Here is a 24077-nt window from a genome sequence, read left to right as displayed (position 1 = left end):
GCTTGGTGATGATGAACTCGGCCAGCAGCTCGGCATCCGAATGGCCTTCCCATAAGCCGAAGGAATCCTGAGTACGAATGAGCCGCAGGAGGCATTTGACGAACGGGGAAGCAAGGGCCTCGTCGTCCCCGTGGACAGCAGGGCCAACCGGTTCATGAGGAATTTCGCTTTTCCCCAATTTCAGTACTCCTCTTGAAGGACGATCTCTTTTTCTGCGATGTGTGGTTCGGGCGCTTGCGTGGGCGGGGAATGGCTTGGGCGAGCCGATCCCACGCAACAGTGTCCCGTGGCCGACCTCGAGCACGTCCACCAATGCGAGACCTTTCACCGCGGCGCGAACGCCTGCGCCGCGGTTCGACCCGAGGTAAACGCAATGGAAATTCCACCTGCCGCAAGCCGCGCACTTTTGCGGCATCGACGTTATTGCTGCGAAGTGCGCCTGGGCGGGCGGATTTGCCGGTGTTCAATTCCAATTGTCATGCCCTTCGCGATCCTTGCTCAGGAAGTGACAGCGTTTTGAGTTTCGGAAGTCTTGTTTTGCGGAGCCACACAGAGACCCGCGTGACAGGCAGGCTCACCCGTGTAGTTGGCCAGGGCTTGGAGCAACGAGGTGAGGTAGCGCTGTTTGGTTTGGTCCGGCACTGGCTCCGAATGGTCCAGCGATTTGATTGCCACCTCGATCAACTCGATCGCCCGGTCCTTGTTGCCGCTCTCGTAATAATACTGAGCGACCGGAAAGTAACACCCGAATTTAAAGTCTCCATCGCCTTGCGGAGGATTAAGTTCCAGGATCTGTTCGGAGAGCTCCTTGCCCATCGCAAAGCGATCATCATGCGGAAGATGGGAGTTGTCGATCGTGGGATGGAAGAGTTGGTTCAGCGCCATCACCACCCAAGACATCGCTTCGAACTTTTTGTTGATCGCGTCCTCGACCAATTCGCGCATAAGCGGCAAGCCGGTTTTGATGTCGCGCAGCTTGTGAAGCAGAATATCCGCATGAACCCGCCGAAAATCAAAAGAGTCTGGCATCACGGCGAGGCCTTCTTCGATGGCCAATAGTGCCGCTGCCCAATCCTCGTCCTGCATCGCCGGCCCAAGTTTGGCGTATATCGGCTGACTCAGCGACGATTCGCGCACACGCGAGATTCGCTTTGCATCGACGGCTTTCGCTTCATAGCTGCTGCGCCAGCTGCCGTTAAGGACTTTCGGCAAAACGTCATCGAGAGGTGCCGGGTGGCCGATATAAGCGATGTGGCCGTCGCGGTCGACCACGAACGAGGTGGGAATCCCGAACGAAGAGCTGGGTTCCAGCCAGAGCTTTTTCATTTCGCCAGTGCAATCGAACGCTGTCCGATAATTCAGATTCGGGAACTTCTCGGTCAGCCAGGCATCCACGTTGGTCCGCGCTTCGTCCGCGGTTGCAGCCTTTTCGCAAGCTGCGACTCCGATAATCTCAAATCCGCTGTCTTTATATTTCTCCTGCAGTTCGATCAAATGGGGCATGGCGTGGACACATGGTCGGCACCAAGTCGCCCAAAATTCAACGAGGTAGACCTTGCCGGGCCGAAGGCTCGTGAGGGGCTCGCCACGCAGCCAGTTCTCCACTTTCAGCGCAGGAGCCGGGGACCCCATACGCAGTTCCATCTTGGTGTCCAAAGTCATTCCACACCTTTCGTCTCTTTTGTCGCGGAATATTTTCCAGTCAAAATCGGACACGGTCTCGAGGGCATTGCTCCCTCTCGCTTGCTTCAGCGGAGCTCTCACCGTGTTGCCGCACATCAAGCACGGCAAAGGGCATGCCAACCCTTCTTAGCTTCGGCAAGCGCCGGTACCGCCTTGAATAAGCGAGCCCTAACACGGCCAGCTGACGTTAACCTGAATGTCGGCTTTCGACGGCTCACCTTAGCGGCTGCCGTTTAGGAAGGTGAGAGTTTGGCTGGCCCGCTGGCGATAAGACCGGCTTCGGCGTCCTGGAGTAGTCGCACTTCGGCGATGGGGTCGAAAGTGCGGGAGAGGCTCGGTACCCTTGCAGCCACCGCCGCATGTGGCCCGGCGTCATAATTCGCGTCGCGGTTGCCAACGGCGGCGTTGGGCTCGATCCACGTGGCGTTGAGCCCGACAGCACGTAAAGCTGCATCGTGATTGAATGCCCTTTGCTGTTTCACGCCAAGCAGGAGTCGCGCGACGCTACCTTGCTCAAGCGCGAGCAGAGCGATCTGACGCCGTAGGAATATTGCTCGTCCCGCTTTTGCCGCCAGAGGCGGAAATCTTTCCTGAATGCCACCGCCGATCATCAATATCGACGAATCATATCCCGCTGCCCATTTGTTCGACTCCGAGGTCGGGCCAGCACTCCGTCAAGGGACGGTTGATGAACCCTAGATGCTCGGGATTGGCGCATGGCGCGCGCCGCAGAAGGCTGTCAAGGATGCGGCGCGCTCGCCAGGCCAGCAGCCCAAAGTTCGGATCAGCCAGCCCGCGCTGTCCAAGGCAGGCGTTCTGAACGAAAAGGCGTCGGTCTCGCGGTCCGTCCCAGTACACCGAAAAATCCTCGCCGATGGCGAGCTCATTGCCGATCTGTTCGAGGCGATCTGCGATCGGTTCTAGGAAACCCGGCAGCGGTTTCTCGTACCCGGTGGCCAGGATGACGATATCGGCGGTTACTTCTCCGATGTTGTCCAAGCCGCGTTGCAGCGTGAGCCTGTGCCCTGCTCCGGCATTGATGCAGCGCGACACGTTGCAACTTGGCCGCAATGTGATCTCGCATTGGTGTGGCTCGAGAAAGGCGTGGTGGTAGAGCGCCTGATAGACCGCGCGCAACTTGCTTTCTGAAATGCCCTCGGAGGCAAGCGCGAAACGCCGCAGGAACAGCTGTCGATGCACCTCGCTCATCGCAGCAAAACGATCCGAGAAGCATGGCGTGAACAGCCCGTTTGTGAACGCGTGGTCGTCGAAAGGCATCTCGCGCGTCAAGACCCATGTGATCGCCGCGGGCCGCCGTTCTTTCGGCCGGCCGACAAGGTGCAGTAGCAGCTCGGCTCCCGACTGTCCGCCGCCAACAACGCAGACATGCTTTTTTTGCACCTCAGGATTGATGTGGGCCAACTCAGATGAGTGGAACAGGTTGGGTCCAGTCCAGCCATGAAACTGAGGCGGAATTTGCGCCTGCTTGCCTATGTCGATGACGAGGTTTCTTGCATCAAGGACCGCGTTGTCCGTCCGCACGCGAAACTCGCCGTCAAAGCGGATTTCGCGAACGGCCTCGCCGCCACGGACAAGCGGATTCTTCTGGAACGCCCAGTTGAGATATTGGGCGAACTCGGCTCTAAGCACCCCGTGAAATTGCGCATTGAGGAAATTGTAAAGACGCCCGTTCTCGTGGAGGTAGTTTACGAATGTGTAGGCTGATCGCGGATTGACCAGAGTAACCAGATCCTGGAAGTGGCCGACCTGGAGCTCCGCGCAATCGAAAGCGCTGCCTGGATGTCCTCGGAAATCGACCTCCCGGTCCAGGAACAGTGCCCCTTGCGCAATCTCTTCCTGTATCTGACACGCAAGGCTCAAATTAGATGGTCCAGCACCCACACCAATACAAAAGAGGTCCACTTATCCTTACTCCTCTAGGAGTGTTTTCCAACTCAGCGGCATGTTGACGTCGATTGCCGGGCATTGAGCAATGCGAACCTCACAGGCATGCTTGAGCCGCGGTCCCGACTGAGAGGACAGCAAAAGCGTGTGCCGCCTTCCAGGTCTTGGGCTCAATGTCGGCGGCATCGACAGCGGCGCGGCGTGATCCGAACCCAAGAGCAGAAGGAAAGTGTGTGATGCTGTCGCGCGGCTCTTCCGGATCTTACGGCGGCTTCTAGCGCCGGCCTCCACCCCAGGAGTGGCTGTTTCCCTGCCACGACGGAAGCGGCTCTTTCTTTCGAGGGGCGTAACCATGGATAACGGCTCTTAATGCTTTCGGAGACTCCCATGCATGCGGCGTGCCGGATAAAGACCTGTCAAACCAACGAGTTCGCGCAGTTCCAGCTCGTCTGGAATCCGACATTGTCGCACGCCCGACGATCGGGCAGGGGAAGCTCCGCGGCAGCGGCCCTTGCACACCGCAGGCTGACAGGGACAGCCGCCGATTTGACGCGCGTCCGGGTACTGATAAGGGGCCTTCCAACAGGGTTCGCGCACGAGGCGGGGTCTCCTGGTACACCCGCCCTGTGGCTTGGCTGCGGTCTGCTGCAGCCGTTCGTCTTTACTGCCCGTTGCGGACGATCTCGCACGAGTTGGTTCACGAGAGCGTCGTGAAGCAGTCGAGGCGTCCGGTTTGGCTCTGACAAGCGTCGCAAGATGTTCGCGGATCCAGCCATGTCTCCGCAATCCGACCGGTAACCGACGACGACTTCGGACTGGTTGGCGGTCCTACGACCTGATCGGTGTTCCTACGGAGCTGATCAGCGAGCCAAAAACAGCGGCAATGTGGTCTTCCCAAAGCTCCAGCTCGGCGGACCGCCGAAAATCCGCTCACGCAGCCCACGGCTGCCATAAGCACCCATAACCATCATGTCAGCACAGATGTCGTTCGCGTGCTGGGTCAGCACTGTGCCCGCCGATTTGCCGGCGCTCTTAAGCAGGTCAACGGAGACCCGAGCACCGTGCCGAGTAAGATAGGCAGCGATGTCAGCTCCAGACTGCGCGCCTTTCCCGTTGTTTTGCGCCTTTGGATCGACCATAGCGACACAGACTTCCTTGGCAGCGGATAGGATACTAAGAGCTTCCCGAACCGCACGCGAGGCCTCTACACGCGAATCCCAGCCGACCAGCACGCGTCGAGGCGACAGCGTCGCCTTAACGCCCTTCGGCACGATGAGCACCGGCTTTCCGCTATCGAACAAGCAGCCGTTGACAACAGGAGGTCCGAGAGTCTCATCGTTGAGGAGGTCTCCTCCAACGATCGTCAGGTCAGCGCAGAGCGCCCGCTGTCGTGCCACTTCACCGAGGCTAGCCGGATCGCAATAGTCGGTGTCAACGTCACAGGAAAGCGACATAGCTTTCAGCCTTTTGAGGATATCCGCGGACCGTCTTTCCATTCTGGTCACGTCCTGTGAAAATTTCTCGATTTGCTGAAATCGATAGTTCGGTACTGCAATTGCCTGTGCACGTCCTGTATTCCATTCGGGGGGCGGAGACGACATCAAGAGCAATGGAGGCGGTATAATGAGTACCGATAGGTGCGCGCCGACCTCGGCACACAGTCCGGCAGCTGTTGTGAGGTCCTCATCAGAATGATCAGCACCCGTCACACTGAATATGCTTTTAAATTCCATTTGCCTGCTTCTCCTGGTCTTCGTTAGGAGCGCCTCAAAGCGGCAACACCGCTCTCAGGAGGAAGAGAGAGCGGCACCACGTTCGATCACCGATTTCAGTCGTCCGGCTTCTCGAGCGAGTAGCCGGCCGACCTGACGGTGCGAATGACGCTGCCGGGCAAGGCCGTTTTCAGCGCCCTCCTGATTCGGCTGATATGGACATCGACGGTGCGTGCACCGACATGAATGTTGGGCAGCCAGGCCGCCCCGATAAGCTCGTCCCGGCTGAAGACCTTGCCGGGGGCCTCAATCATAAGCCGCAGCACGTTGAAATCGATCCGTCCGAGATGGATGTCGTGGCCATTACCGCGAACCCGATGGGCATCGAGCTTCATCTCCAGGCCTCCACAACAAATCCAACTGTCGTTTTCAACCCCGTTCGGACCACGCTTGGTCAGCCCGAGCCTCGCCCGCAGGCAGTCGAGCAGCTTGGCCGGAGCCACCGGCCGCACAAAGCTCTCAACGCCTGCCTTCAAGAGATCGAGGTGCTGGTGCTCGGCGCCAGGCGCGATCAGGGCGATGATAGGCAGGTCGGTGGTGCGCGGTTCCCGCTTGAGGTGGGCGCAAATTGCGGACCCGTTTATGCTGGCTGGGTCGCAATCCAGCACTACGGCCTGAAGCTCCCGTTGTTCGGCCAAGGCCAGCGCAGCCTTCGCGCCGTCTGCCGTCTCACTGCTGAAACCGTCAACCTCCAGTATGTGGCTGTAGAGCAGATAGAACTCGGCATCTTGCGAGCAGATCAGGACCAGCGGCTTCTTCATCGGCGATACCCCAACAACCTGGTCGGCCTCGAGTCCCTGGATCGAGGGGACTGGCCAACATAGTTTCTCGGGTCCGTCATGATGGCCTTTCTCGAAAATCGCGCCCATCATGCCAGCGCCACGTGGGGAAAGGTTTCGATGACTGAAATCGCATCGTCGACCAGCTTCGTACCGGCCGTGGCGAGCTTCAGGAGCGTCTCGAAGCCAAACCGGTGGACATCGCGCAGCGTTTTGGACAAAACGACCAGCCGTCCGGTCGTGAAAAGCACCCGACCAAAACCCTCATGGCTCACCTGGATCATCGGCGATGCCATAAGGCCGCAGCGCTCCTCGATCGCAAGCCCGATGGCGGCGTAGTACTTGTCGAGCCTCCACAGCACGTCGGGATCGGGATCTCCGATGATTGGGATCCCTCGGCGCTGTTCCTTGGTAATGATGAAGTCGCCCAGCAGCTCAGCGTCCGCTTTGCGTTCCCACGAGCCATAGGAATCCTGAGAACGGATCAGCCGCACGAGGCATTTGACGAACGGGGTGCAAAGAGCCGCCTCGTCTTCGGCGACAGCTGGGGGGATTGCGGGGTCAGGCATTGGCGTCCTCCTCTTTTCAGTCCTCGTCCTCGAAGGACGGTTTCTTTTCGGCAATGCCCGCTCGCGCCAGCACCTTGCGCAGCCAAGGCGGAGGACACGTCCTGAGCATCATCTGCGTGCGCAAGAGCACCTGTGGGATCGATTGGGGCTCCGCCACTTTGATCGGGTGGATTTTTGCCGCGACAAGCTTGGCTGCCGAAGGGCCGCCAATTGCCAGACAAAACAGGATCTGACAGCCCTTGAGCGCATCCACCTTTGGCGTGATGCGATCATCGCGCTCGGCCCGATGCTCCCCGCTTTCATCGGACACGTCATCGAAGGCCACGGCTTCTACGAGATTCCATTCCTCGCGCGTCACGTCGTAGACAGCAAAGCGCCTGGCCGACCCGAAATGGGCGTTGAGGTCCTGCATGTCCTGAGTGGCGATCGCAACGCGCAATGCGCCCTTACGTCGTTCAGGCATCGGGGCGAAAACCTCACTACTGACCAGCGAGAGGCGGCGAACAGCGTTCATCGTGATATTTCTCGATTACGGAGTGGATCAAGCGCCTCAGGAGTGGGCGCGTGTTGGTTGGCCTGGAAGATGCTGGCGACCTCGAAGATCATGTCGCGGGTGCCCTGATAGAGAATTGCGAGCTTGTGCTGGCTGCCTAGTCGATCGAAGACCGGGAACCCGATGCGCATGAGCGGAATTCGGAGCCGCTCCGATGCTTGGCGCCCGTGCGAATGCGTGACAAGCAGGTCAGCACCGACGGCAAGACTTTCCAGATCGCCGAGATCGCCGATCTGAACCGAAACCGCCGGGACTTTCTCGAGAATTTTAGACCTGTCGGTCGTTGTGACGGCCGCGGCTATCTCGGAGCCGAGGCCAGCAAAGAAGGTCGCAAGTTGGAACAGCTGGTCTGGTTCGGCAGCGATGGCAATTTTCTTGCCGCCGAAATGGAAATGTCCGTCGAGCATCGCGTCCTGCAATTGCGCCCGGCGCCGGCGCACGCGGGCCGGTACCGCCGCGCCCGAAATCGCAGACAGCAGCGACACGAAGCGGTCCGTGTCCTGCAGCCCAGTCAGTGACTGGAACAACACGTAAGGCACGCCGGTCAACCCGTGCAGCGCTTTCGCCGGGCGGCGCATGTGCTCACCGATGGCGATGCATTGCATGGCCGTGCCCAACTCGCGAATGTCTTCGACGCTGGTGCCGCCGTATGTGGTCGCTACCCAGCGGTCAGGAACCGTACCGTCGAGCGAGCCTGAAATGTCGGGCAGAATAACCGGCTTGAGCCCAAAGCTTTCAACCATGTCACGCATATGCTCGATGTCGGCGACAGTGAGGTTGCATCCGGGCAGGATCGCGATCTTCTTCGGCTGCCGCGCACGTTCGCCCGAGCCTGTAATCCCTTTGATCATTGCGGTGACTGCCTTGGCCCAGCCCTCTTCGATCGCGCCGTCAAAATCCGGCGTGTTGGCCAGCACGACCTCCGTACCCGCAAGCTCTTGCGTGTGCTTCAGCTTGATGTTCGCAATATCACTCGCGCAATCTTCGCCACGCGTCTCCACCAGCGCGGTCGTGCACACCCCGATCAGCTTTGGCTTCGTGCGGTTCTTGAGGTTGAGGATGGCTTCTTCAAGATGGTCGGCAGCGCCGAGGATGGTCGCCACCTCATCCATCGCTGTTGTCTGCAATGGAATCGTTTCTTTGAAGTGCCGTACGAAGAGCACGAGCGCGAAGCTTGTGCATCCCTGGCTGCCGTGGAACAGCGGCATCGCGCCGTCGACCCCAAGAAAGGCAAAGGCGGCACCCAGCGGCTGCGACGACTTCAGCGGGTTCACCGCCGCGGATTTGGTCTGGGGAAGGATGCGGGCCATCGGTCGCCTCAACACTCGCTGAACTCGTGTGCCGTCGCGCCGGCGAATTCATCGAACAGGTGCCCGGACTCCTTCTTCGTGCATGGCAGTTCGTCTTTTAGATCAGGCTGGCAATCCCACGGGGCCGGCTGGCGCACCTGAGACCAGACCGGATTGTGAATGGCGAGGTCGATCTGGCGTACGAGTTCCACCATGCCGGCATAGCCGGCATAAGGGTGCTGGCGCTCCTGGTTGATATCGAGCCAGGGCGTCTTGGCCTTGAGCGCAATGAATTGCGTGCGACCGCCCGACAGCATGATATCGGCCCTGTGTTCAGAGAGCATGGCGTACAGCTCGCGCGCAGCCATGTATTCGAACATATGCTTGTCGTGCTTGAGAACTTGTTTGATGCGCTCCTTGTCCTGCACCGTAGATTTCTTGACCGAGGTGCCGACGATCTCGATTCCGATCTCCATCAGCGCACGGACAACCGACCAGGACTTCACACCGCCTGTGTTGAGCAGCACGCGCTTGCCTTGGAGCCTTTGCCGGTAGGATTCGAGTTTCTTCCACGCGATCGCCTCCTGCTGCGCGATCAGCGTCTCCGTGCGCTCGAGGATCTCCGGATCGGCGCCCTTCCTCACCAGCAGCCTGACAAGGTTGCGAAGAGCTTGCGATGTGTCGGAGATGCCATAGAAGGAGCCCTCGAAGAACGGGATGTCCCAGCGCTCCTCCATCTTGCGGGCAAGACTGATCAGCGCGGTCGAGCACACGATCATTGCCGCCCGGGCGCGGTGCGCGGAAGCAATGTCGCGGTAACGCGCATCGCCGGGAATGCAGGCGCGCACCCGGATGCCGAGCCGATCGAGGAGCGGCTTTACAAGCCAGAATTCGCCCGAGAGGTTGAATTCGCCAAGGATGTTGATGTCGTAGGGCCCGGGGTCGTCGGGTTCGACCGTGCCGATGACATGATCGAGCAACGCCTCGGCGGCGAGCTTGTTGCCGAGGTTCTTGGAGCCTGCCAGGCCAGGCGCATTGATCGGCACCACGGCCAAACCGAACTTTTCCGTGGCGCGTTTGCACACGGCCTCGATGTCGTCACCGATCAGCGCCGTTACGCAAGTTGAGTAGACGAAGATCGCCGGCGGCGCGTATGTGTGCTTGATCTCGCGGATCGCCTTGAAGAGTTTCCGCTCGCCCTGCCCCATCACCAGGTCGAGTTCGGTGAGGTCGGTCGTGAAGCTTGTCCGCCACAAGGTCGGCCCTGACGAAACCGCACCACGGTTGTCCCAAGAATTGCCCTCGCAGGCGAGCGGCGCATGGACCAGATGCGCAACGTCGGTGATCGGCTGCAGGACGATCTTGGCTCCGTCAAAGGCGCAGCCGCCGGCTGCCGCCCCTGGTGTCAGCGACTTCGAGCAGCCCTCCTTGCGCGCCTTGGCATCTTTGCCACGGTTCTTATCGCAGGCGGGCTCATCGAAGGCGTCCTTGATTTTGGCGCTGAGGGAGGACATCGCTCAGCCTCCCCAGTCCATTGGGCAAGGAATGGCCTCGGCGAAAAGCCGGCCACGGCTCTTAGCGCGTGAGGTCATAGGAATAATCCGTCACACCCGTCTCGCTCGTCTCGCGATCGAGTTTGTCGAAGATCTTGTCGAGGATCGTCGTCAGCACGCGCAACGCGCCCTGGTAGCCAAAGAGCGCAAAGCGGTGATGATGGTGCCGATCGAAGATCGGAAACATCAGCCGGATCAGCGGCGTTCCGGTGTCGCGCTCCAGGTACTTGCCGTAGGAATTGCCGATCAAAAGGTCCACCGGCTCGGTAAAGAGCAGCGAGCGCAGCGCCCACAGGTCCTTGCCCGCCCAAACCTGGGCAGCCTTGCCGAAAGGCGAGGATGCTAGCAGCTTCTTCAAATCGGCTTCCCATGCCGAGGTGCCATTGGTGGCGAGGCAATGGGTTGGCTCGCCGCCGGTCTCCATGACAAAGCGGGCCATTGCGTGAACGAAGTCGGGATCACCGTAGATGGCGTATTTCTTACCATGCAGCCAGGATTGGCTGTCCGCCATGGCGTCTACCAGTCGGCCGCGCTCGAGGCGAATTGCCTCGGGAATCTCCTTGCCGGAAATCGCCGCGACCTCCATCAGGAATTCGTCCGTCGCCTGAACGCCGAGCGGATAGTGGAACGAGGCCGTCGCCTGCCCGACCTCCTCGCAATAGCCCAGTGTCTTTCGGGTGTTGTGATGCTGCAGCGAAAGCGTTGCCTCGGCGTTGAGGGCCTTCTTCACCTCGTTGATCTTCGTGCCCCCGTCATACATGCGGTATTCACCGTCCGAAGGCGTATCGAACTGGTCAGAGGCATCCTGGATCAATGTATAGGACACGCCCATTACATCGAGCAGGCGCTTGAGCTCCCGGTTGTTGCCGACGCAGAAGCCGTCGAAGCCCGGAATGATGTTGATGGTTCCTTCGATTTGCGTACGCTCCTGACCTTTCCAGAAGTGCTCCAAAATGCCTTTGACCATGTTGTCATAGCCGTCGACATGACTGCCAACGAAGGCCGGGGTGTGGGCAAAGGGCACGTCGAAGTCGCGCGGGACTGAATCTTCGTCCTTGGCGTTCTGGATGAAGCTGTGCAGGTCGTCGCCAATGACCTCTGCCATACAGGTCGTCGACACGGCAATCATCTTGGGGTCGTAGAGCTGGTAGGTGTTGGCGAGCCCGTCGACCATGTTCTTCAGGCCGCCAAACACCGCCGCATCCTCGGTCATTGAGGAGGAGACCGCCGCGGCAGGCTCCTTGAAATGGCGCGACAGGTGCGAGCGGTAATAGGCGACGCAACCTTGGCTGCCGTGGACGAAGGACATGGTTCGCTCGAAGCCGGCGGCAGCGAATACCGCACCCAGCGGCTGGCAGGCCTTGGCCGGGTTCACGACAAGCGCTTTGCGGGCGAGGTTCTTTTCGCGGTATTCCCACGTCTGGGTGAAATCGCGCTGATCGGAAACGATTTCATCGGGGTGCGGACATTCGAAGTTTAGCTTCTTCTCAGCGAGCATCTTTCTGTATTCCGGCTCGCGGAACAGGGGAGCGTGATCGAGAATTTTTTCAGCCGACTGCGGCATGATGATTACCTCTTTTGCATCTGGCTGCGCGGGACGGCAGCTCAGGACGTCAAGACGTTCCAGGCTCCGGCGGATCAGAGGCCGCGGGAGTTCACCGTCTCAGTGGGAGACTGGGGCTGAAGCAAATGTTTATTCGGCAGCCATCGCCCGCTCATCGCCCCGGCTTCTTTTCCAAGGCGCGTGGAATAGGTCCCAGACCGGGTTGTTAATGGCGAGATCCACATCACGTGCGAAAATGGCAAAGCCGTCGTAGCCGTGATACGGGCCTGAATAATCCCAGGAATGCATCTGGCGGAACGGTATGCCCATCTTCTGCACCGGGTATTTTTCTTTGATTCCCGAGCCGACCAGATTTGGGCGAATCCCTTCGATGAATTTCTCCAACTCATAGCCGGTCACGTCATCGTAGATCAGCGTGCCGTTCTTCACGTAGTGGCCGGTGCGCTGATAGTCGTCGCTGTGGGCGAATTCATAGCCGGTGCCCACGATGACCATGCCGAGGTCCTCGTAGGCCGTGACGACGTGGCGGGGGCGCAGGCCGCCGACATAGAGCATCACGGTATTTCCTTCCAGGCGCGACAGGTACTTGGCGATGACCGCATCAACAAGCGGCCTGTACTTGGCAATGACCTTTTCGGTCTTCTCCTCGATTTCCGGCCCAAAATGCTTGGCTATGTTGCGCAGAGAGGCTTCGATCTGGGAGGGACCGAAGAAATTGTACTCCATCCAGGCGACGCCATACTTTTCCTCCATATGCCGACAGATGTAATTCATCGACCGGTAGCAGTGGATAAGATTGAGCTTAGCCTTCGGGGCGCGCTCGATCTCTGCGAGTGTGGCGTCACCCGACCAGTTGCCAACCACGCGCAGCCCTATCTCCTCAAGCAGTATGCGCGAGGCCCAGGCATCGCCGCCGATATTGTAGTCGCCGATGACGTTGACGTCGTAGGGGCCGGCCTCGAACTTGACATCCTTTTTGTCGAAGACCCAATCCCGGATTGCATCATTGGCGATGTGGTGGCCAAGCGACTGCGAGACGCCGCGGAAGCCCTCGCAGCGTACCGGCACGATCGTCTTGTCATACTCCTTGGTCTTTTTGCGAGAAACGGCCTCGGTGTCATCGCCAATCAGGCCGATAGGGCATTCGGACTGCACGGTGATGCCGTTGTTGAGCGGAAACAAGACTTCAATCTCGTCAATGATCTGTTCCAGCTTCTTGTCGCCGCCGAAGACGATGTCCTTCTCCTGGAAATCGGAGGTGAACTGCATTGTCCCGAACGTGTCGACGCCCGTTGTACCGACGTAGTAGTTGCGGCGCTGCGACCAAGAATATTGGCCGCAGCCGACCGGGCCGTGCGAGATATGGACCATATCCTTGACTGGCCCCCACACCACGCCTTTCGAACCAGCATATGCACAGCCGCGAATCGTCATCACCCCGGGAATGGACTTGATGTTCGATTTGACGTCGCATTCGGAAAGGACCTCGCTTTCCCCGCCAGCCTCGTTGCCGCTCTTTGCGACGTTGAGGTGCTTCTTGCGGCGCTTCGCCGCCTTGTCGGGATAATGCGACAGCACCTCTTCGATAAGCTTCGCATGAAGAGCACCGTCATTCTCGTATTCCCGGCTCATGAGTCCCCCTTTCAAGGTTGGGTGACGCCTCAAAGAATAGGCGCCGTTCTCTGCAAGGCGCGCCGATTCATGGCAGCGCTAATGTCACTACTGGGCCGCCGCCTTCGCCGCTTCCTTGGAGTGAAGCTCGGCAAGCATCTGCTCGTCGGTCTTCATGATGCCGAAGTCGAGCAGCATCTCCTCCAGCTCCTCCATGGTGATCGGCGTCGGGATCGTACCCTGGCCCGAATTGGCGTGGATCTTCTCGGCCAGAGCGCGGTATTCCCCTGCCTGCTTTGAGTCCGGCGCGTACTGGATCACCGACATCTTCCTGAGTTCGGCATGTTGGACGATGTTGTCGCGGGGCACGAAGTGGATGAGCTTGGAATTCAATCGGCCAGCCAGTGCTTCGGCCAGATCGAGTTCGCGGTCGGTTTGACGTTCATTGCAGATCAGCCCGCCCAGCCGCACACCGCCCGAATGGGCATATTTGAGGATGCCCTTGGCGATGTTGTTGGCGGCATAGAGCGCCATCATCTCGCCGGACATGACGATATAGATCTCCTGGGCCTTGCCTTCGCGGATCGGCATGGCGAAGCCGCCGCATACCACGTCGCCGAGGACGTCATAGGAGACATAATCGACATCGTCATAAGCGCCATTCTCCTCGAGGAAATTGATCGAGGTGATGACGCCGCGGCCGGCGCAACCGACACCCGGCTCGGGGCCGCCGGACTCCACGCACTTGATGCCTCTGTAGCCCACCTTGAGCACGTCCTGGAGTTCGAGGTCTTCCACCGAGCCTTCCTGTGCGGCGAGATCCAGGACGGTATCCTGAGCTTTCGAATTCAGGATCAAGCGTGTGGAATCGGCTTTGGGGTCGCATCCTACGATGAGGATTCTCTGCCCGAGGTCGACAAGGGCAGCGAGCGTATTTTGGGACGTGGTGGACTTGCCGATGCCGCCTTTTCCGTAAAAGGCGATCTGACGCAGACCTGACATAATAGCTTTCCTTCCTTCGTTCTAATTATCGCGACTGCCCGCGACACAAGTGCCGATAGGCAGCTCGTGCCGCCTCACACCAAGCATCGCAAAAAGCGTACCAGCGTGATCGGCCGATCCCAGAAGAAACTTTGTCATTAAATTCCAGCCGCTTAGACGGCGGCAAAACGCGCGAACGGGCCTTTCAGGCGTCTGTCACGGACACGACAAAGCCGACACAGATTGTCGTGCGCCATCCAAACCGCCGTGTGTCGAGCTCGAAGCGGGAGAATGGGGAAGTTAGCCCAAAGCTGATGGCGAGACCATCGGAAGACATCGGCTCTTGTCTTTCCAGCCTGCCATTGATCGGGCGGTCGCTGGATGAGCAGGAGCCTGGGGCTTGACCGCGGCGCGGGTAGTTCAGGCAGGCTTACAGAGCGGGAACGCCGGCGGCCGATAGACATCCGCGCTTAACCTTTCATAGCCCGTCTACAAGTTGGTTCCGCCGACGCGCTATATGGAAGCCAAATAATTCAGTAGCTTAGCCGAGAGCATTGATTTTTTCAGAAAGATACGTGTTATACGCGTATGAACCGCCGAACCCATGGTCGGCGCCCTCATGCGCGTGAGACCCCGTTGTGGGCGAGGCTCGCGACTGGCTGCACGATCCTAGCCGGCCTGCTTGCCATTGAGTTTGGTCCCGCCGCGGTAGGCTGCGGCATCAAGGGCAACATCAGCTACAACACTGGCAAGAAGATTATCACGTTCTTGGACAGGAATCTTACTGGGAGACACGCATCAACCTATTGAAGGGCGAGCGGTGGTTTTGTTCAGAGGAAGCTGCACGAAAGGCGGGCGGGCGGGCTTCGAGAGGTTAGTGTCGCGGCAGCTTGCAGATCTGCCCACGGGGCCGCCACGATCGCAAAGTGTGTACAAAAGCGCCCTCTCTGCCGAACTGAACAGTGCTCACGGCCATAGCCTCGGATGAGCCCGACTGGCTTGACCTCTGCATGATGAGAGCAGCTTTTACACCAGGTGCGCAGCACATGTCTTTAACGAACGCATCGTCTTCAAGAATATAGAGAGCAATTCGGAAAACCGAGTAGTTGGCGGCGAAGCTAGGAGAAGGTATACACTACCCTCTTGTTACCCCAGAGTAGAACGTGCAGCTGCGGCAAGACGCGGGCTTCGAACCACCTGTCGCTGGTCACCTTTTCTACCAGCGGTTCCATGCGCATCATATTCCGTCGGACTCGACAGAGACGTCTTCATTACCACGGCGGGGCGGCGTGTGATTGCCGGGTTGCAGACAAACCTCGCCGCGACGTATTTGGGACGAGTGGTGTCGGCACCGAATCCCTATCATTTAGACTAGCCAGCTTGGGGAGCGCCGTCAGACCGCCAGACCGGAAGAGGAGGCTTCGCGCCAACTTGTGCCAAGAATGTTGGACCGTGCGGAACCGCTGGGGCGGCGCTCAACTCTGGCGCAGGATGAAGCGTCGATTGGGTGAATGAATAGGGCGCGCGTTCGACGGGTAGAGTGAGGCAAATCGCTGGATGTCTGCCGGATCAACGTCAACCGGTTCCATCGCCACCATCCACTCGACGTTTTCGGTGCACGGCGGCGTCGTCAGTGAGCCCTCATAAGTCCAATAGCCAAGCGAGGCTGGCAGAAGCCAGTTGGGATTCACCTCGTCGATCGTCACCTCCCCATTCGGCAGTTCGGGAAAGGCCGCAGCAAGGGCAGCAAAGCTGGCATTTGTCGCGCCGGGCGTTAAAAAGACGCCCAGCACGCCCAGAGTACCACTTTGCGTGTCCTTGTGAACGAAATGCACCTCCATCGGGAAGCTCTTGCCCGCCACGTGATGTTCGCTTGGCGCATGGAAATGGAACTGTACCAGTTCGTAGACACGATCGCCGCGGGTCAGCGTGCTGCCTTGTGGCATATTGATTTGAATGGTGTGGCCGTTGTTCACCATATTGCCGCCGCCCTTGTGCCAGCCGATGGCGATATGCGGGATATCCGCCTTGACCGCGCTGTTGATATTGATCGGCGATTGCTGCGTGCCGGCAGAGCATACGAAATTTTCCTTATCCAGATCAGCCCAGTGCTCCGGTCCGACCGGACCGGTGTACCCCCAATGGGCACTGGTCGCTTGGGCGGCTTGAACGCAAATCCGGCATGCGCCGAGCGCAACCAACCCTTTGATCAGGTGACGACGATACATATTACTTTTGCTCCTCTTGCGAACTGATGTTGGTGGCTGCCCTAATGGACGCGTGATGGCCAATCGGCGCGGCCAGTATTGTCCTTTGCAACTGATAGATGCCCGCACGCCTTGGCGTGCTTTCATAAGTGCGGCTGCCGTTTCTCGGCTGGCCGGCTTCTGCAGCCCGCAACGGGGGCAGTTTCAACCAGCTAAACGATAAAAAATTTTAGCAGACCAGCGCTTGACCCCCGCCGCAAAGGCACAGGCGAAGGTGATCACTGCGCGGCTGCCGTTCGCGCCGGAGGCCGCATCGCTATACTTTACACTCGCTGCCCAAGGAGACGCAGGCGACCCCAATACGTTTTCATCGCTACTCCCGACGCAGCCGACCCACGCCACGAAAACGTTGCTATATTTCACGTTGGGCCAATGAGGAAATCGATCTTCTTTATGGAAGGCATTTGCGCAATGGATGCATTCCCATGCTGACAGTCGTGCGTCAGGCCGGACAATGAGATACATCGATAAGAGCTGGACAAGGATGAGGGGATGACGTGCTTGCGACGGAGCAGGTGGGGCGAGAAGGCCAGTTCTTGCGGATTTCAACTTTGCGTGACGACAGCTCATCGGAGTCAAGGTGACACACGCCGGCAGCGGGGTGTCCGGGCGGTTTCCAGCCGCACAATCGCGAGACCGCTGACGCGAACAAAGCTCGGCTGTACTCGGCACGCGAAGAGAGCCTGCCAAGCCGTTGGAGCCCGGCCTTCCGGTGCGACGCAAGCCACAGACTAGACCGCCCTCTTGTTACCCCAAAGCAGAACGTGCAGCTGCGGCAACACGCGGGCTTCGAACCACCTGTCGCTAGTCACCCTTTCGACAAGCCATTCCATTCGCATCATTATTCCGTCCAAGTCGACAGAGGCGTCTTCACTGCCAGGGAGCGGCGGCGTGTGATTGCCGGGTTGCAGATAGATCGGAAGGTGCGGATATCTCGCCGCGACTTCTTTGGCGTAGGCATAGTCACTCTCGTCGAAAACGACGAGCTTGAGCACGATTTGCGGCTTCTCTTGCGCCGCTTCGAGGCATGCATCAAACGCAGCCCAACGGGTCGTCATCTCGCTGGACGGCGGCTTTGGGCTAAGGGTCAGCACGTCAAGATCCGCAAACCACTCCCTCACCACGGAACCCTGCGTTTCCAGTGCAAAACGATAGCCCTCGCGATGGCCTCGTTCTATGAGGGGACCGAACGGCTGAATGGCCGGGTTGCCGCCTGACAAGGAGACCATAACCGGCCTGCCGCCGGAAAGCGCATGGACGGTTTGCCACACGGCATCGATCGGCATCGGTAGCCATTCATGGCGATACTGATTGTCCACCGCGTGAAGGCTGTCGCACCATGAACAGCGATAATCACATCCGCCGGTTCTGATGAACACCGTCGGCAAGCCGATGAGCACGCCCTCGCCCTGGATAGTCGGCCCGAATATCTCGCTCACACGGATTGCGGGATGCATGTCGGTCACGGACGGTATTCCGCCCAAGTTTTCGGTGTTTCGCTAACGCGCACGGCCGCGGTCTGCGGCAGACGTGCCTTGCACCATTCATAGAAATGTCTGGCCAGGCATTCCGCCGTGACCTTCTCATGTCCCAGCACGTCGTTGAGGTGCCGATGGTCGAAGCTCTCGTCAATGTAGCGTTTGAGCGGCGCCAGATCGTGATAGTCGCGCACGAAGCCGTGGGCGTCCAGTTCCTTGGCCGACAGCTCCACTACGACGACATAGTTATGCCCGTGCAGGCGCGCGCATTGATGGTTGGGAGGCAAGGAGGTGAGCTGATGCGAGGCCGAGAAGTGGAATTCCTTGCTGATGTGGAACATTACGCGCGCCTCCTGCGCAGCGCCTCAAGCCAGAAATCGGCGTCCTCGTAGTCGGTGGGATCAGCGTGCCCGGCGAGATGGAACGCTTCGCGCCGCTCGACGCAGGTCCCGCATCGTCCGCAGTGACGCACGCCGCCCTTGTAACAGGACCAGGTCTCAGCAAACGGGGTGCCGTATCTTGCGCCATCCGCAACAATGTCAGCTTTTCCGAGATTCACATACGGTGCATAGAGGCGTATCTGCGCATAGCCGTCGAGCGCGCGGTCTTGCATTGTCTGGAAAGCTTCAATGAAGGCCGGACGGCAATCGGGATAGATGAAATGGTCCCCACCATGCACGGCCGCCGCCACCGCTTCGGCGCTGTGGGCGGCGGCGAGACCGAAGGCGATTGCCAACATGATGGCATTGCGGTTCGGCACCACCGTAATCTTCATCGTGTCTTCGGCGTAGTGGCCGTCCGGCACGTCGATACTGCTAGTCAGCGCTGAGCCGGAAAGGCCACGGCCAATTTCGCCGATGTCGATGATCTGGTGCGGGACCTTCAGTCGCTGCGCGCAAAGAGCGGCGAAGCCCAATTCCTTCCTGTGCCGTTGGCCATAGTCGAAAGATAGAAGGCCGGTGAGTTCGTGCTCCGCTGCCACCATGTGAGCAAGGGAAACGGAGTCCAATCCGCCAGAGCAGACGGCGAGAGTCTTCATCATTGGTATCCTTGTTTTGACCGGGTAAGGCTGCGACCGGAGATTTCTCTGCGCCCCCACTACTCCAGCGACTCAGTTTTGTGAACCGGGAGAATTTGCGCTCAGCCCGATTGGAACGGGAGTGCGTCGCGTCCAACACGCGTGATCAATAAAAGTTGAGCGCTTCAGCAGTTTGTTTCGCATCGCGCCAACTTTCGCAACCTGCTGTCCGATCGTCGACTTCGAGACAAGGTGATGTTCGGCCGACATCGGCTGACTCTTAATTAAGCCGCAGAACACATGTTGGCTTTCTGGCCTTCGCTTGTGCGGTTGGCGAGGGCGACATGGATGCCAGCAAATTTGACATTGGCGACATCCGCCTGGAGAACCCTGCGCGGCGCGATTGAGGCCGCAGGCGAGCCTGCTCTAACTGCCGCCCTACAGTCCCGACTTCAATCCGATTGAGAACGCCTTCGCCCAACCTAAGGCGCTGCTGCGAGCAAAGGCCGAGATAACCATCAAGGCTCTATGGGACTGACGTTGCCCCAGCAGTTTTGAGTTCGTTTCCGGCGTGGGTTGTGCCCTGCTGGGCGGGTGAAGCGACGGGCGCTGGCGCGGAGCCTTTGGCATAGCGCAGCGCGAGCGACCGTCGCGGATTGAAGGTGCTGGCGAACTTGGCCGGGGTCTGCCAGGGGGGAGTGCGGCCGCGCGGTGTTGTAGTCGGCGTGCCACAGGGCGATGGCTACGCGCGCCTGAGCCAGCGAGGTGAACAGCGTCTCGTTGAGCAGTTCATCGCGCAGTCGGCCGTTGAAGCTCTCGATGAAGCCATTCTGCATCGGCTTGCCGGGCGCAATGTAATGCCATTCGACGCGGTTCTGATCCGCCCAGGAGAGGATGGCGTTCGAGGTGAACTCGCTGCCATTGTCGCTGACGATCATCCTGGGCCGGCCCCGCTCGGTGATGAGCCGTCCAATTCGCGGGCAACCCGCATGCCCGAGAGAGACGTATCAACGATGAGTGCGAGGCACTCTCTCGTGCAGTCGTCGACGACGGCCAGGATGCGGAAGCGGCGCCCGTCGGTGAGCTGGTCCGATACGAAGTCGAGCGACCAGCGCTCGTCGGGCCTCAGCGGCACCAGCATCGGCGCCCTGGTCCCGATCGCCCGCTTGCGGCCGCCACGGCGGCGACGGCGAGCTTCTCCTCCCGATAGAGCCGGAACAGCTTCTTGTGGTTCACGACCAGGCCCTCCCGCCTCAGCATCACGAGAAGACGCCGGTAGCCGAACCGGCGACGCTCCTGCGCGATCGGCCTTCATCCGCTCGCGAACCTCGCGGTCGTCCGGCCTGCTGGTCTGGTAGCGAACCGTCATGCGGCAACAGCCGATGGCTTTACACGCCCGCCGTTCGCTCATCCCGAAGCCTTCCTTCAGGCGAGCGACAGCTTTCCGCTTGGCGGCGGGCGTCACCATTTCTTTCCCACAAGGTCCTTCAACGCGGCATTGTCGAGCATGGCGTCGGCCAAAAGCCGCTTCAGGCGCGTGTTCTCGTCCTCCAGCGCCTTCAGGTCGCCGAGCCTCGGTGACATCCATCCCGCCGAAGCGGGCCTTCCAATTGTAGATCGAGGCGTCGCTGACCCCGTGCTTGCGGCACAGATCGCCAACCGATACCCCGGCCTCGTGTTTCTTCAAAATTCCGATGATCTGCTCTTCAGAGAAGCGGCTGCGTTTCATGTCCTGGTCCTCTGGATGGGCCAGAACGAACTTCAAACCGGATTAGATCAGAGGGGCAAGGTCAGGACGCCTCGGCGCGGTCGTCGACCTCTTCACCCCAGCCGAATGTGCCAACTACTTCAAAGCCGCAGGATATGACCTGGATCAGATAGGACGTGCTCCAATGGTTTACACCTGACACAGGAGTCCGGCCCCCACAACCGTTTCGCAATGAGGAGCAGCGCTGCCGCTGCTCCTCCAATCACACGACGGATTCACGATGCGGCAACTCGAGCCATGATTTCGGATCCAATGGCCGATGCGGTGTATAGTGAGGCATCCAGCGGCAAATCCCCAAATGCCAGTTGACACAGAAGATAATTAGCACCTGCCTCTTCCAGCTGATCAAGGAGAGCTTTTCGGACAGAATCTGCCGTTCCCACGACGCACAATTCACTTTCAATTGCTGCATCGAAGTTCAAAGGCAAGTTTGGTGGAGTGGAAATGGCATTTAGTTCGTATAGAAATTTGAAGCTATTGAGCCATCGTTCATAGGCAGGTGCTGCGAGCAAATACGCATCTGTTTCAGAACGCCCTATCACCACCATTCGGAGCAATCCAAGAAATGGCGCTTGCTGGCCAATGTCAGCATCGTGAATTCGGGCGGCGCGGAACGCGTCGGTAACGCTGCGAACAGAAGTGGAAGGTCCGACGCAGGCGATGTTTGCCCCATTCGCAGCGGCCCAGCTAGCCGGCTCGGGTCGATTGGTGGCGATCCATGTCGGCGGACGGGGATATTGGTGAGGTCTCAACGTCAGCGGAACATCTTTCAACTCAAAGTGGCGGCCCTGATAAGAAAGCGTCCCGCCTTTCATCGCATTGATGAGAATCTCACTGGCCTCCGCATACTGTTCTGGTGCTGCTTCTACAGCAACCCCGAAGTATCCCAATTCAGTGGGAGCAGAGCCGCGCCCTATGCCGAGTTCAAGCCTGCCGCCGCTCAACTGATCAAGCATGCAGATCTCCTCGAAGGCACGCAGCGGATGATAGAGCGCAAGTAGCATTACCATGGGACCAACACGAAGACTGCGGGTTCGCTGGGCGACGCTCGCTAAGAACAAATTCGGTGATGGACCTCTGCCATGCGGCGTACAGTGGTGCTCGGCGAGATGATACGCATAAAAGCCATAGCCATCGCACGCTTCTGCTAGGCTCAGCCGATCTGCATATTGTTGTGCGATGTCATCGCCGTTTTCGTCCAGATGATCGAAGATGCCGAAGGTCAGGCCCGAAGCGGAAATTTTCTTCAATTAATTGTTCTCCAAATTACCTATATTTATTCGCTAATCATCATAGCTCACGACATATCATTACTTGATGCTTAATGTGAATCGACTTCATGCTTGTGAGCACCGCGATCCTTCTTAAAGTTCATACAGACGCGTTCGGCGGCAGCAAGGAATTTGTCCATCTGCTCTGTGGTGCCAATGCTGACGCGAATACAGTTCTTCAAATCTACGTCAGGAAAGCTGGCGATGAGGATCGCCTGCTCTTTCAACGCGGCTTGCCAGCATGAGCCCTCCTGTCCCGCCGGCACACGGGCCAGCAAAAAGTTTGCGTGGGAGGGTGTTACGGAAAAGCCAAGTTGCAACAGCGCCAGGGTCACTCGCTGTCGTTCATGCTTGATGTGCCTGTGGTTCTCTTCGTAGGCGTGGCGATGCGCAAGAATGCTTTTCCCGACCGCCTGCCCGATCACGTTCATGTTGAAGACATTCTGGATGTTGCGCAGCCTGCCAATGATTTCTGGGTGACCGAAACCGAAGCCGACTCGCACGCCAGCGGCAGCATAGCTCTTTGAAAAAGTCCTCAAGATCAAAAGATTCGGATGTCTATTGACGAGGCGCAGGGCATTGTCGGGTGCGAAGTCAACGTAGGCCTCATCCAAGACGACCAAGCGATCTGCTTGCTCCACAAGGCGTTCGATTTCGGCCACCGGCACGAATGTTCCGGTCGGATTGTTCGGATTAGCCAACAGAATGAACTTCGCGTCTTTTGCGGGGCCGGACAGCAGTTTTTCTATCGGCAGGGGATGAGCTTCGCTCGATGCGATTTCGAGAAACTCGGCACCCTGCAACATGGCAAGTTTACGGTTGAACGAAAATCCGGGCGACAGCATTGCCACTCTATCTCCTGGGGCGAGGAAAGCTCTGTAGATGAGTCCGAGCAGCTCCGACGAACCGTTGCCGGCAATCACCTGATCTTTGGAAAATCCGTAAGCATCGGAGGCAGCTGCCCTTAAGCTGAGATTGTCGTCTTCCGGATAAAGATACTGGTGTTCGATCGCAGCAATTGCACTTTGCATTACGCTCTTCGGCAACGGAAACGGGTTCTCGTTCGTATTTAGCTTAACGCAGTTTGCATCCGTCGCTGGTCCGTTGGACGAGAGAGCATCTAATTTGCTGGCCACCGGCGAAAAAAGCGAAAGCACGGTCTTCAGTTTTGCATCGCACATGTTCTTCTCCGTTTTTCAGTCCCGCAGGGCATGTGACATGAGGCAATCGTTGATCGTGACTTGATCGACGTTCGGCTATATCAGCGCTGCCTTCCCACCCTGGTGGGGATCGCCGACCACGGTTTGGATTTGACACCGGGAAGCTGTCGAGAACCTGATGACGACCCAACGTTTGGCCGACGGCCGATTCGGCGCAACAGACGGTGTTTCAACATCGCATCGTCCTCAAAGCCGCATGCAGGGCCTGCACGACAGCCCGTCTCCAGCGCCCGCAGATAGGTGGAAGCCGAAGTCTTGCCGAACCTCAGTTGCTCTGCCACCTTGGCCCACCGGACTGCCCTGTTTATGGGTCAGGCGCAGGATATCTCTGACGCTCGTTCGTCTTGCTTGCTTCCGTCTTGGCATGGGCTCTCTCGGTTTGCTGATGAGAGAGCCAAATACCGGCTCATCTGAGCATGAGACGCAGGCCTGACGATATGGAGCGTCGCTGGTGGCGCGCGTAGCCGAGAGGGTTCGCCTCGCTGGCGGGGCATGCAAGACGGCGCACCTCCTTAGCCATCCTGTCCCATCGTCTCAGATCGTGAGGCGCACCTTATAGTCGGTGAGGAGATCTTGCAGGGTCAGGTTACGCCCTAGCGCTTAAGGTTGTTGGTCGCACCGAGCAAGCGCGGGACCTGTCGACGGACAACAGCGGTGCCACTGCCGGCACTAGGTGTGAGCTTTCGAGAGGTTGTCCATTCGGACCGGACCGAGGAGACTGGAGTTACCACGCTTCAGCATCCATCGGAGGGTCCGAATGAACATCCACAAGAATGCCCGTCTCACACCGCTGCGT

General features: G+C 58.8%; 18 protein-coding genes and 3 pseudogenes. 1 reads left to right on the top strand and 20 read right to left on the bottom strand.

Going from position 1 to position 24077, the window contains the following annotated elements; genetic code table 11:
* Positions 1-498 precede the first annotated feature (498 nt).
* From CK228_RS34065 to queC, 17 genes and pseudogenes are all read right to left on the bottom strand, one after another.
* Entirely contained in the window at positions 499-1662 is a 1164-nt protein-coding gene (locus CK228_RS34065) for a TlpA disulfide reductase family protein (RefSeq protein WP_245438181.1), read from the bottom strand.
* A 254-nt stretch (positions 1663-1916) separates the two neighbouring features.
* Positions 1917-2294 (bottom strand): hypothetical protein, encoded by a 378-nt coding sequence (locus CK228_RS34060; protein WP_024505270.1) that lies wholly within the window; start codon positions 2292-2294, stop codon positions 1917-1919.
* Positions 2295-2307: 13 nt separating this feature from the next.
* The gene (locus CK228_RS34055) at positions 2308-3606 is read right to left on the bottom strand and encodes a SidA/IucD/PvdA family monooxygenase (RefSeq protein ID WP_063169368.1); all 1299 of its coding nucleotides are present in this window, start codon (positions 3604-3606) and stop codon (positions 2308-2310) included.
* Between the two features lie 842 nt (positions 3607-4448).
* Positions 4449-5321 carry a universal stress protein gene (locus CK228_RS34050; RefSeq protein ID WP_063169369.1) on the bottom strand — a complete coding sequence of 291 codons (873 nt, stop codon included), beginning with the start codon at positions 5319-5321 and terminating at the stop codon, positions 4449-4451.
* Positions 5322-5416: 95 nt separating this feature from the next.
* Positions 5417-6121 (bottom strand): response regulator transcription factor, encoded by a 705-nt coding sequence (locus CK228_RS34045; protein ID WP_224571202.1) that lies wholly within the window; start codon positions 6119-6121, stop codon positions 5417-5419.
* Positions 6122-6228: 107 nt separating this feature from the next.
* Positions 6229-6708, bottom strand: coding sequence for a NifX-associated nitrogen fixation protein (locus tag CK228_RS34040; protein WP_024505267.1), 480 nt, complete (start codon positions 6706-6708; stop codon positions 6229-6231).
* A gap of 16 nt (positions 6709-6724) precedes the next feature.
* Entirely contained in the window at positions 6725-7222 is a 498-nt protein-coding gene (gene nifX / locus CK228_RS34035; RefSeq protein ID WP_063169371.1) for a nitrogen fixation protein NifX, read from the bottom strand.
* Positions 7219-8571 (bottom strand): nitrogenase iron-molybdenum cofactor biosynthesis protein NifN, encoded by a 1353-nt coding sequence (gene nifN / locus CK228_RS34030; protein WP_024505265.1) that lies wholly within the window; start codon positions 8569-8571, stop codon positions 7219-7221. Before nifN ends, nifX begins: the two co-directional genes overlap by 4 nt.
* 8 nt (positions 8572-8579) lie before the next feature.
* Entirely contained in the window at positions 8580-10064 is a 1485-nt protein-coding gene (nifE, locus tag CK228_RS34025) for a nitrogenase iron-molybdenum cofactor biosynthesis protein NifE (RefSeq protein ID WP_024505264.1), read from the bottom strand.
* 61 nt (positions 10065-10125) lie between these two features.
* Positions 10126-11667: a nitrogenase molybdenum-iron protein subunit beta gene (gene nifK, locus CK228_RS34020; RefSeq protein ID WP_024505263.1), complete on the bottom strand. Its 1542-nt coding sequence runs from the start codon at positions 11665-11667 to the stop codon at positions 10126-10128.
* Between the two features lie 129 nt (positions 11668-11796).
* The gene (gene nifD, locus CK228_RS34015) at positions 11797-13299 is read right to left on the bottom strand and encodes a nitrogenase molybdenum-iron protein alpha chain (protein WP_024505262.1); all 1503 of its coding nucleotides are present in this window, start codon (positions 13297-13299) and stop codon (positions 11797-11799) included.
* 87 nt (positions 13300-13386) lie between these two features.
* Positions 13387-14280 carry a nitrogenase iron protein gene (gene nifH, locus CK228_RS34010; protein ID WP_024505261.1) on the bottom strand — a complete coding sequence of 298 codons (894 nt, stop codon included), beginning with the start codon at positions 14278-14280 and terminating at the stop codon, positions 13387-13389.
* A gap of 1097 nt (positions 14281-15377) precedes the next feature.
* Positions 15378-15574, bottom strand: a pseudogene (locus tag CK228_RS36210) (7-carboxy-7-deazaguanine synthase QueE); the annotation flags it as partial.
* A gap of 160 nt (positions 15575-15734) precedes the next feature.
* Positions 15735-16487, bottom strand: coding sequence for a carbonic anhydrase (locus tag CK228_RS33995; protein WP_063169372.1), 753 nt, complete (start codon positions 16485-16487; stop codon positions 15735-15737).
* Between the two features lie 770 nt (positions 16488-17257).
* Positions 17258-17983, bottom strand: coding sequence for a 7-carboxy-7-deazaguanine synthase QueE (gene queE / locus CK228_RS33990; protein ID WP_164548811.1), 726 nt, complete (start codon positions 17981-17983; stop codon positions 17258-17260).
* Positions 17984-17988: 5 nt separating this feature from the next.
* Positions 17989-18345, bottom strand: a complete 357-nt coding sequence (gene queD, locus CK228_RS33985) for a 6-carboxytetrahydropterin synthase QueD (RefSeq protein WP_063169374.1) — start codon at positions 18343-18345, stop codon at positions 17989-17991.
* Positions 18345-19043: a 7-cyano-7-deazaguanine synthase QueC gene (queC, locus tag CK228_RS33980; RefSeq protein ID WP_063170389.1), complete on the bottom strand. Its 699-nt coding sequence runs from the start codon at positions 19041-19043 to the stop codon at positions 18345-18347. Before queC ends, queD begins: the two co-directional genes overlap by 1 nt.
* Positions 19044-19412: 369 nt before the next feature.
* Here queC and CK228_RS33975 point away from each other — a divergent pair.
* A pseudogene (locus tag CK228_RS33975) lies at positions 19413-19554 on the top strand (transposase); the annotation flags it as partial.
* On the opposite strand, the pseudogene CK228_RS33970 reads toward CK228_RS33975, so the two are convergent.
* From CK228_RS33970 to hisC, 3 genes and pseudogenes are all read right to left on the bottom strand, one after another.
* Positions 19549-20751 (bottom strand): annotated as a pseudogene (locus tag CK228_RS33970) (IS3 family transposase). The pseudogenes CK228_RS33975 and CK228_RS33970 sit on opposite strands and share 6 nt — an antisense overlap.
* 254 nt (positions 20752-21005) lie before the next feature.
* Complete coding sequence (locus tag CK228_RS33965; protein WP_063169375.1) at positions 21006-22040, bottom strand: LLM class flavin-dependent oxidoreductase; 1035 nt, start codon at positions 22038-22040, stop codon at positions 21006-21008.
* A gap of 71 nt (positions 22041-22111) precedes the next feature.
* Positions 22112-23242, bottom strand: coding sequence for a histidinol-phosphate transaminase (gene hisC / locus CK228_RS33960; RefSeq protein WP_063169376.1), 1131 nt, complete (start codon positions 23240-23242; stop codon positions 22112-22114).
* Positions 23243-24077: the final 835 nt, after the last annotated feature.

Origin of the sequence: Mesorhizobium sp. WSM4312, from assembly GCF_002294875.1 — a bacterium.
Classification (GTDB): Bacteria; Pseudomonadota; Alphaproteobacteria; order Rhizobiales; family Rhizobiaceae; genus Mesorhizobium.
This window is presented reverse-complemented; position numbering and strand designations above follow the sequence as displayed.